Below are 10,290 nucleotides of genomic sequence, written 5' to 3'. Positions count from 1 at the left end.
AGAAGGAATGCGTGATCCAATTAAAAATTACAACAAAATGAACATTGCCCAATTAAATGGTGCTACCAAAAATATCAATTGGAATAAACTTTTTACCGATTTGAAAGTTAAAAATGCCGATACAGTAATTGTTGGGCAACCAGAATTTTTTACTCAATTGAATACTTGCATTATCAAATATACTATCGAAGATTGGAAAACGTATCTAAAATGGGATTTGATAAATACTTATGCTTCTTATTTGAGCAAAGATTTTGAAAATCAAAACTTCAAATTTTTTGCAACTGTAATGAGTGGTGTAAAAGAACAAAAACCAAGATGGAAAAGAGTAGTAGGGCAAACCGATAATTCTTTAGGTGAATTAATCGGACAGGTATATGTGGCTGAGTATTTGCCAAAAGGTTCTAAAGAAAAATTGTTAGAAATAGGAAACAACATTCGCGATGTATATGCCGAAAGAATCAAAAAATTAGATTGGATGAGTGCTGTTACCAAAGAAAAAGCGCTTACCAAACTGAGCAAAGTGGTAATGAAAGTAGGTTATCCAGACAAATGGAAAGACATGAGCAGTGTTACAATAGATAGAAAATCATATTGTAGTAACATTATGGCTGTAAACAAATGGAGTTATACTGATAATGTTTCAAAATTTGGAAAACCAGTTGATAGAAACGAATGGCACATGTATCCACAAACGTACAATGCTTATTACAACCCAAGTAACAACGAAATTTGCGTGCCAGCTTGCAATATTTTAGTACCAGGATTTGAAGGAAGAATGCCCGATGATGCGGTTTTATACGGAATTATTGGCGGTTCGACTTTTGGACACGAAATCACACACGGATTTGACGATCAAGGAAGCCAGTTTGACGAAAAAGGCAACTTGAATAATTGGTGGACACCAGAAGATTTAGCTAAGTTCAGAACCAAAACTAAGTTGATTGTTGACCAATATAGCAAGTACAAAGTTGGTGACAAAAACGTAAATGGCGATGCTACACAAGGCGAAAACATTGCCGATTTGGGTGGTGTTGTAATGGGTTACGAAGCGTTTAAGAAAACCAAACAATACAAAACCAACGAAAAAATTAGCGGACTAAATCCTGATCAACGCTACTTTTTGGCATACGGCTATGCTTGGATGGTTAATACCAACAAAGAAGCCCTAGCACAACAAGTAATGACCGATGTACACTCGCCAGCGCAGTTTAGAATTAACGGCCCATTAGCCAATATCACAGAATTTCACAAAGCTTTTAACATCAAAAAAGGAAGCCCAATGTATCAAGATGAGAAGTTGAAGGTGTTGATTTGGTAGGGTATATAACTATAAAATATTTGGAAATTAAACTAAATAGTATAATCAGTCGCAGTTTATAATTTATAAAGATTTAAAAATTTGTTGTGATTCGATTTATATTATGGAAATAAGCAGAATATGATTAAATTAATGCTAACACAATAAAAAAGACTATGAATATCCATCTTATAAAAAATGAAAAAGATTACAATCAAGCTCTAGAAAGACTTGAAGTAATTTTTGATGCAAAAAAAGGAACGCGAGAAGGTGATGAATTAGAACTTTTAGGCATTTTGATAGAACGATATGAAAATTAACAGTTCCCAACTGACGTTTTAATTCAAACCTATTAACAAAAAAAATGGAGCTCCAACGAACTCCATTTTTTTATAAATTGAAAAGTAATTATTTTAATATCTGTGCAGCATGCGCTTTAGTTTTTACATCGGTAATTACGTTTACAATAATTCCGTTTTCGTCAATTACAAAAGTTGTTCTGTGAATACCATCGTATTCTTTTCCCATGAATTTTTTTGGTCCCCAAACGCCAAAGGCTTGAATAACCGACTTATCTTCATCTGCTAAAAGAGGAAAAGGAAAATTGAATTTTTCTTTAAACTTTAATTGCGCTTTTTCGCTATCGGCACTTACACCTAACAAAGCATAATTGTTGGCTTGAAAACGTTCGTAATTGTCACGCAAATCGCAAGCTTCGGCAGTGCAACCAGGTGTATTAGCTTTTGGATAAAAGAAAACTACCAACTTTTTGCCTTTGTAATCTTCTAATTGATGGAATTTATTGTCTTGATCAAACCCTGAAAAATCGGGTGCTTTGTCGCCTTTTTTTAAATTTGTCATTTTTTTTGAGTTTAAAAGTTTAAGAGTTTATTAGTTTAAAAGTTTAGTTTATTTTTACACCCAAATTTACTTAAAAATGACTAAAAAAGAGCGTGCAACGTTTGTTATTAATACGTTAAATGATTTATATCCCGAAATTCCTATTCCGTTAGATCATAAAGATGCTTATACGTTGCTGATTGCGGTTTTGCTTTCAGCTCAATGCACAGATGTTCGTGTTAATAAGATTACACCACTTCTTTTTGCAAAAGCTGATAATCCGTTTGATATGATAAAAATGAGTGTGGAAGAAATAAAAGAAATTATTAGACCTTGTGGATTATCGCCAATGAAATCAAAAGGAATTCATGGTTTGTCACATATTTTGATAGACAAATACAATGGTGAAGTACCTCAAAGTTTTGAAGAACTTGAAGAATTACCTGCAGTTGGTCACAAAACGGCTAGTGTTGTTATGAGTCAAGCGTTTGGAGTACCAGCTTTTCCTGTTGACACGCACATTCACAGATTGCTATATCGCTGGAATTTATCTAGCGGAAAAAATGTTGTACAAACCGAAAAAGATGCGAAAGCTATTTTTCCGAGAGAATTATGGAACGAATTGCATTTGCAAATTATTTGGTATGGAAGAGAATATTCGCCAGCGCGTAGTTGGGATATTGAAAAAGACATCATTACCAAAACTATTGGTCGAAAAGAGGTTTTAAAAACCTTTGTTAAATAAAAAATCCCGAAGAGTACTACAATTCGGGATTTCTCCTAGTTGGCAATAATTTCAAATTTAGCTTTTCCAATTTTCACAACAGATAATGCTTTAGAAAAATTAAGCAAAAAATCGATTGTTTCTTTTTTTGGTGCCATTTTAGTTATTGCAACAGTTTTTTTAGAGTAAAGTTTTGCCATAGAATGATTTAAATTATATATTCTATAACGCAACAGTTGTTACAATATTGTTTAATTAGTTAAAATTATTTGATTTTTTTCAATAAGTTTTCGCATGTTCAATATAGCGTAACGCATTCTGCCTAAGGCTGTATTGATGCTAACGCCTGTTAAATCTGATATTTCTTTGAAACTCAAATCTTGGTAAATACGCATCATTACTACTTCTTTTTGATCGTATGGAAGTTCTTCAATTATTTTTGCCAAATCGCCTTCTATTTGTTCCGTAATAAGTTGTCCTTCGATTGTTGGAGAATTATCTTTTAAGATAGTAAAAATAGAAAACTCTTCGGTTTCGCGAAGCATTGGCATTTTTTTACTTTTTCTAAAGTGATCAACAATTAAATTATGTGCAATACGCATTACCCAAGGCAAAAATTTTCCTTCTTCGTTATAAGATTGTGATTTAAGAGTTTTGATAACTTTTACGAAAGTATCCTGAAAAACATCGTCTGCAATAGCTCTATCGGCAATTTTTGAATAAATAAAACCGTATATTTTAGACTGATGTCTTTTTATTAATATAGCAAGAGCGTTTTCATCTCCAGCCATATATTTATTTACCAATAAGGCATCTGAGGTTTGAATAGTAGCCATAAAATTACACTTTTAGTTTTGAGTTAAAATTTGAGATTTTCTCTAAAAAGTAATTTTATTGTATAGGCAACTAGGTTTTGTGAGTTAATTATTAGCCAAATGTAGCATAATATTTTCTTAAGAAACAAATATTAATTGAAATTTTAACAGTTTTAGGTACTAATTTTTAAAAAAAGTTTGAATTATTGATACACTTTTACGTAATCCAATACATATTCTTGAGGAAAAATGGAATCATCCACTTCTGGTCCGCCAAAATTTCCGCCAATAGCCATATTAATAATTATATAAAAGGGTTGGTTAAAAGGCCATGTGTTTTCATTTTTAACTTCTGGTTGAAAAGTATATACTAGTTTATCATCAACAAAAAAATCCATTTTATCCTTAGTCCAATCAACTGCAAAAATGTGAAATCCTTCTTCAATTTTAGGAAAAACTATTTTTTTTGAATTAATAGTTTCACCATGACTATCTTGGGTGTGCAAAGAAGTATATACTAAATGTGGATTTTTACCAACGTATTCAAGAATATCAATTTCGCCACATTTTGGCCAACCTACATTGTTTATATTTGAACCTAACATCCAGAATGCAGGCCAAATTCCTTCGCCCACAGGTAATTTTGCCCGTGCTTCGATTCGACCATATTGAAATTCTTTTTTGCCAGCTGATGTAATGCGAGTAGATGTGTAGGTTTCTTTTTCTTTCATGGCAGTAATTGTAAGTTTTCCTTTTTTAAGTTTGTGATTGATTTTGGTATAAACTTGACGTTCGTTATTTCCCCAACCACAAATAGATGGACAGCCGTTTCCTAATTCATAATTCCATACAGTTTCATCAAGTTTTTTGCCTTCAAAATTTTCTTCCCAAACTAGTTTACGTTTAGTTTCTTGTGCACAAGAAAAGGAAAATGATAGAAGCAAAATTGCAACAAGAATAGTTGTTTTCATTTTTTTAGTTATTGAATTTGAAATTTGCTTCAATAGTTTCGGCAGAATTCGTTCCTATAAATACTTTGAAATCACCTGATTCTGCTTCCCATTTTTTATTTGCTGTAAAATATTCTATAGTTTTTTCATTTATAGTAAAAGTAACTTTTTTTGATTCATTTGGTTTTAATTCAATTATTTCAAAACCTTTTAGTTCTTTTACAGGACGCGTTAAACTTCCTATTAAATCACGAATATACAATTGAACAACTTCTTTTCCTGTAACTTTTCCAGAATTTGTTACCGTTACTGAAACTTCAATTTTTCCGTTTTTATCAAAAGAATTCGAACTTAAAAAAAGATTTGAATAGTCAAATTTAGAATAACTTAATCCATACCCAAAAGGATAAAGAGGCGAATTGTCAACATCCATATAATGTGACCAAAACACTAAATCTTTGTTTTCAATACTAGGTCTTCCAGTATTTTTATGATTGTAATAAATTGGAACTTGCCCAACGTTTCTCGGAAAAGTCATTGGCAATTTACCGCTTGGATTGTAATCTCCATAAAGAACTTGAGCGATTGCATTTCCGCTTTGAGAACCAAGATGCCAAGCTTCAACAATTGCTGGAATATTTTCAGCTGCCCATGGAAAGGCAAGTGGACGACCATTATTTAAAACTAAAACAATGTTTTTATTTACTTTGTAAATTTCTTCTAATAATTCTTGTTGAACACCAGGTAATGCAATATCAGATCGACTTCTTCCTTCGCCAGATTGCAAACCGTGTTCACCTAAAACAAGTATGGCAATATCTGATTGTTTGGCTAAAGCTATCGCTTCTGCAAATCCACTTTTGTCTGTTTCATTGATTTTAGTTTCAAAAATAAATTCAATTTTTCCGACTGCAACATCAGCACCTTTTGAATAGGCTAATGTATTTCCTTTATAATTTTGCAAACCTTCCAATACAGAAACCGCCGAGTTCTCATCAGCTGCTAATCTCCAGCTTCCTAACGGACTGGTTTTATCGTTTGCCAATGCACCAATAAGAGCGATTTTTTGACCAGATTTTTTCAATGGCAATATATCATTTTGATTTTTTAATAAAACAATTGATTTTTTAGCAACATCTAAAACACCTTCGTGAAATTCTTTTTTTCCAACAGTTGCTTTTTCATAAGCTTCATCGCAATACTTATATGGATTAGCGAACAAACCAAGTTCAAATTTTACTTTTAAAATCCTTTTTACAGCATCGTTTATAACTGCTTGTTTTACTTTTCCTTCATTTACCAAAGTGGCTAAGTGCTCAACATATAATACAGACTCCATATCCATGTCTGAACCAGCATTTATAGCAATTTCTGCTGCTTGTTTACCATCTTTTGCGTAACCATGGCTTATCATTTCACTAATAGAACCCCAGTCGGAAACTACAAAACCATCAAATTTCCAATCTCTTTTTAAAACATCTCTTTGTAAATAACTACTTGCTGTTGCTGGAATTCCGTTAAGTTCATTAAATGAATTCATAAAAGTGCGAACACCTGCATCGACTGAAGCTTTGAAAGGTGGAAAAATTACATTTTGTAACATTTCTTCACTTATATCAACAGAGTTATAATCACGACCCGCCTCTGCTTGAGCATAACCTGCAAAATGCTTTGCACATGCTATAATTGTTTTATTTGATTTGAAATTTTCACCTTGAAATCCTTTTATTCTAGCAATGGCAATTTGACTTCCCAAATAAGGGTCTTCTCCAGCGCCTTCCATTACGCGACCCCAACGAGCATCGCGAGAAATGTCAACCATTGGAGCGAAAGTCCAGTTTAAGCCAACTGCGGAAGCTTCTTCAGCTGCAATTGAAGCTGATTTTTTTATGGCATCAATATCCCAACTAGCTGATTCTGCTAATGGAATTGGGCTAATTGTTTTATATCCGTGAATAACATCAAATCCAAAAATTAATGGAATTCCAAGACGTGTTTGTTCTACTGCAATTTTTTGTAATGCTTTTACATCTTTAACGCCTTTGACATTTAACATAGAACCAACTAAACCTTTTTTTAAATGTTCGTATTTTTTGGCTGCTTGTCCTTCTTTTGGAACTGGTCCAGTTATATCCCAAAAACCATTATATTGATTGAGTTGACCAATTTTTTCTTCTAAAGTCATTAGATTCATAACAGAATCAACTTTTTGTTCTAAAGTAGTTTCTTTTCTTAGATTTGCTTTCTTTTTTTGTGCAGAACTACAGCTTGATAGTGAAAGAATAACTATGCTTAAAAATAGTCTAATTGGAATTAATTTCATTATAAAAAATTCAAGTTTAATAAAAATACAAGAATGATAGTGAACTACCATTCCTGTATTTGAAATATGATTTATTGATATACCCTTACATAATCAATCTCCATTGATGATTGTGTGAAAGTTGGATCTATTGCACCACCAAAAGTTCCACCCATAGCTACATTCAGAATCAAAAAGAAATCGCTATTAAATGGTAAAGAGTTGTTGTTGGCAACTGAATGGTAAAGCAAATCATCAACATAAATTTTTATTGATGTTGCTGTCCAAATAGTTTTGTAAATATGAAATTCTGTTGTCGCACCAGTAATTGTTGTACTATTACCATTTGCATTACCACCAAAATTACCTGGATAATGTAATGTACCATAAATTTTATTTACATCATTTCCTTTATGTTCCATTATGTCAATTTCTCCACATGCTGGCCAAATATTTGTAGCATAATTTTGACCTAGCATCCATATAGCAGGCCATGTTCCACCACCGAATGGAAGTTTTGCTCTTACTTCAACTTTTCCGTAAGTAAATTCGTATTTATTTTCAGATTTCAACCTTGTAGATGTATAAGTACTACCACTTTTAATAGCTGTAATTTTTAGGTTTCCTCCAGAAACAGATACATTTGCAGAAGCATTTGTATATGTTTGAGCTTCACCATTTCCCCAACCACCTGCGCCTAAATCATAACCCCATTTAGTTGAATCAGGAGCACCATCAGTATTAAATTCGTCTGACCAAACTAGGTTTGTAAAATCAACATCTGGTGTTTGTGTTGGTTTGGTTGTTGTAAAAACATGATACCAAGCTAGGGCAGGATTTCCACCCATAACTGCTCTAACATATAATCTATTGGCAGTAATTGATAGAATTTCGTATGAACTTTGACCAATGTAATATCCCATAAAACCACCGTCTGAAAAATTCATCATAGTTCCTCTTGTTTGTCCTGGAACTCCATTTGCTGCAACAACAGATTCTGATGGAGAAAGGTTTACAGTTTTTGTTCCAGATGTATCATAACTATAGCAAAAATCAAAACCTGCACTACCACCAGCAACACTTTGAAAAGCAGTATTAAAGAATGTACTACCATTATTGTTTAATGTATATTTTAGAGTGCCATTATCTAATGAAAAAGTCAATTCATTTTCATATAAACAGCTGCTGTCTCCAGAACTAGCTTTTTCCCATGCGGCTGCTTCATAGTAACTTGGTATATGATTTGGAGAGTTTGGATCAAGAGGATTAATGTTTTTTCCAACACCTAGATGCCCTGGTTCAGAAGCAGACCAATACCATTTTTTAGAAGCTCCACCAGTTAAAAATGTTACTGCTTCATCATCATTGAAATCACTAAAAACTTCAATATCAATATTTGCTGTTGTCGTTACGCCACCTTTACCAGAAGCAAGAACGGTAACTGTATAAATATGTGTTCCAGTTTTTGTGTATCTTTTTAAATATTCTCCACTTGGTGCATTTTTTGTTTCACCATCTCCAAAAATAATTTTATAGGAAATTGCATTAGCAGCTTTTGCTGTAAAGTTAACAAAACCTGAACCGTCACCATTGGGCAATTCAGCCGTTTTTCCAACGAGTTCAGCTGTTATAGTCAAATTTGTTGGAGCGTTTAAATCTCCAAACGTAGCTTTATCTTCTTGGCAACTTACAAACAGCCATAATGAAGTAAAAACTAATAGGTACTTTTTTATATTTTTCATATTTGATTTATGTTATTAGTTATGAAAATAAACATTATCGATGTAAACTGTATTATTTCCTGTAGGCAAAGCCGAATAAATTAATTGACCAATATGTGATTTGGTTGTTAATCCAGTAAATTGTGATAAAGGAATATCCAAACTTACCCAAGTATTTTGAGCAGGTGAGGTTAAAACAATTTCATGTTCAACATCGTCACCACCACCAAATGCTCCATTTGCTCCAAAGTCAACTAACTTCACTCTAAATGTTGTAAAATCACTTGACCAAACATCTGTATGAAAATGTGTCATGCTTGATGCATTAATAGGGTTTGAAGTTGTTTCAATTCCAACAAAATCTAAGGCACTGTATTTTTTAACTGGATTTCCTGCAATTGAAATTTCTTGTAAAGTTGCATTTGACCATGGAGTTCTCCAAGTATTCACATTTACGTTAGTATAAACATCACTAAACATAGATATTACATTAGCAGCAGGCAAAGTTGGGGTTGGTGCTGGAGTAGAAAGTGTTGCATTTTGATTGTAGAAATAAACGTTGTCTATATAAACAGTTGTATTACCAGATGGTGCGCCAACATAGATTAATTGTGCAATGTGTGCTTTTGTTGTTAAACCAGTAAAATCGGATAAAGGAATATCTAAACTTACCCAAGTATCTTTTGCTGGAGCATTAAATGTAATTTCATGTTCTACATCATCACCACCACCAAAACTACCATTGGCACCAAAGTCAACTAATTTAATTTTAAATTGAGTGAAATCGGAAGACCAAACATCAGTATGAAAATGTGTCATATTTGATGCATTTATTGGAGTTGTAGTAGCTTCAACACCTACAAAATTTAAAGCACTATATTTTTTTGTTGCATTACCATTTATTGAAACTTCATCCAATGTTGCGCTTGACCAGTTAGTTCTCCAAGTATCTACGGCAACATTTGTATAGGCGTTACTGAACATTGATATAACACTTGAAGCAGGTACAGTTGGAGTAGGAGCTGCTGTTAAGTTAGTTATGACAACCGTTTGAGTTTGTTCAGTAGTTGCAATACCTCCACTCAAAGCAACTACTTTTACTTGATAAGTTCCAACAGAAGAATAAGTATGAGAAACAGTTTCTCCTTCCATAAAATCAACAGGAGTTTCAGTTGCACTTTCACCAAAATAAACCTGAAAGTAGGTTTCTAGTTTTGCCTTAGCACTAACATTTGCGGTAAGATTAGCACCTGTTGTAATGGTAACCTCTAGGTCTGTTGGTGCTAAAAATGATACAGTTAAAGGTTGAGTTACTTCAGTTTTTTTGCCATTAAGAGTTAAACCAATAATTTTTACTTGGTAAGTACCTTCATCGTATATATTTTGGATAGATCCTCCTGGACTTACAAAAGCGTTTTCTGTAGTTCCGTCACCAAAATTTATTTCAAATTGAGTTACACCTTCACCACGAGGTGTTATAGTAACTTTTCCAGAATTATCTTGCTCAATTGTCATTAAAGCAGATATATTGGATGGAGCAACAAGATTGTCTAAGTTCACATTTTCATCATCGCTTGTACATCCTATAAAAGATGTCAGAATGAATAGTGATAGTATTATTTTTATTTTTTTCATAGT

At 32.9% G+C, this 10,290-nt stretch carries 9 protein-coding genes and 1 pseudogene; 3 read left to right on the top strand and 7 right to left on the bottom strand.

The window, feature by feature from the left end:
* Together ACIQ66_RS07555 and ACIQ66_RS07550 are read left to right on the top strand one after the other, a co-directional pair.
* On the top strand, positions 1 to 1,321 hold a 1,321-nt coding region (locus tag ACIQ66_RS07555), incomplete at its 5' end, for a M13 family metallopeptidase (RefSeq protein WP_396212187.1).
* A 155-nt stretch (positions 1,322 to 1,476) separates the two neighbouring features.
* Positions 1,477 to 1,617, top strand: a pseudogene (locus tag ACIQ66_RS07550) (transcriptional regulator); the annotation flags it as partial.
* 91 nt (positions 1,618 to 1,708) lie between these two features.
* Here ACIQ66_RS07550 and bcp read toward each other — a convergent pair.
* On the bottom strand, positions 1,709 to 2,161 hold the full coding sequence (bcp, locus tag ACIQ66_RS07545; RefSeq protein ID WP_396212186.1) for a thioredoxin-dependent thiol peroxidase: 453 nt from the start codon (positions 2,159 to 2,161) through the stop codon (positions 1,709 to 1,711).
* Positions 2,162 to 2,237: 76 nt separating this feature from the next.
* Between bcp and nth the strand changes: the two genes are divergently transcribed.
* Positions 2,238 to 2,885, top strand: a complete 648-nt coding sequence (nth, locus tag ACIQ66_RS07540; RefSeq protein WP_396212185.1) for an endonuclease III domain-containing protein — start codon at positions 2,238 to 2,240, stop codon at positions 2,883 to 2,885.
* Positions 2,886 to 2,920: 35 nt separating this feature from the next.
* Here the strand turns inward: nth and ACIQ66_RS07535 are convergent, their stop codons facing one another.
* From ACIQ66_RS07535 to ACIQ66_RS07510, 6 genes are all read right to left on the bottom strand, one after another.
* The gene (locus ACIQ66_RS07535) at positions 2,921 to 3,064 is read right to left on the bottom strand and encodes a hypothetical protein (protein WP_396212184.1); all 144 of its coding nucleotides are present in this window, start codon (positions 3,062 to 3,064) and stop codon (positions 2,921 to 2,923) included.
* A 51-nt stretch (positions 3,065 to 3,115) separates the two neighbouring features.
* On the bottom strand, positions 3,116 to 3,700 hold the full coding sequence (locus ACIQ66_RS07530; protein WP_396212183.1) for an RNA polymerase sigma factor: 585 nt from the start codon (positions 3,698 to 3,700) through the stop codon (positions 3,116 to 3,118).
* A 182-nt stretch (positions 3,701 to 3,882) separates the two neighbouring features.
* The gene (locus tag ACIQ66_RS07525) at positions 3,883 to 4,650 is read right to left on the bottom strand and encodes a family 16 glycosylhydrolase (RefSeq protein ID WP_396212182.1); all 768 of its coding nucleotides are present in this window, start codon (positions 4,648 to 4,650) and stop codon (positions 3,883 to 3,885) included.
* A gap of 4 nt (positions 4,651 to 4,654) precedes the next feature.
* A complete protein-coding gene (bglX, locus tag ACIQ66_RS07520; RefSeq protein WP_396212181.1) occupies positions 4,655 to 6,952 on the bottom strand; it encodes a beta-glucosidase BglX in 2,298 nt (765 codons plus the stop codon).
* 71 nt (positions 6,953 to 7,023) lie between these two features.
* Complete coding sequence (locus ACIQ66_RS07515) at positions 7,024 to 8,673, bottom strand: family 16 glycosylhydrolase (RefSeq protein WP_396212180.1); 1,650 nt, start codon at positions 8,671 to 8,673, stop codon at positions 7,024 to 7,026.
* Between the two features lie 15 nt (positions 8,674 to 8,688).
* Positions 8,689 to 10,287 (bottom strand): hypothetical protein, encoded by a 1,599-nt coding sequence (locus tag ACIQ66_RS07510; protein WP_396212179.1) that lies wholly within the window; start codon positions 10,285 to 10,287, stop codon positions 8,689 to 8,691.
* Between the last annotated feature and the right edge of the window lie 3 nt (positions 10,288 to 10,290).

This window comes from Flavobacterium sp. (genome assembly GCF_044377315.1).
In the GTDB taxonomy this organism is placed as follows: Bacteria; Bacteroidota; Bacteroidia; order Flavobacteriales; family Flavobacteriaceae; genus Flavobacterium.
The sequence above is the reverse complement of the archived record's forward strand: the minus strand, read 5'-3'. Positions and strand labels throughout refer to the sequence as shown.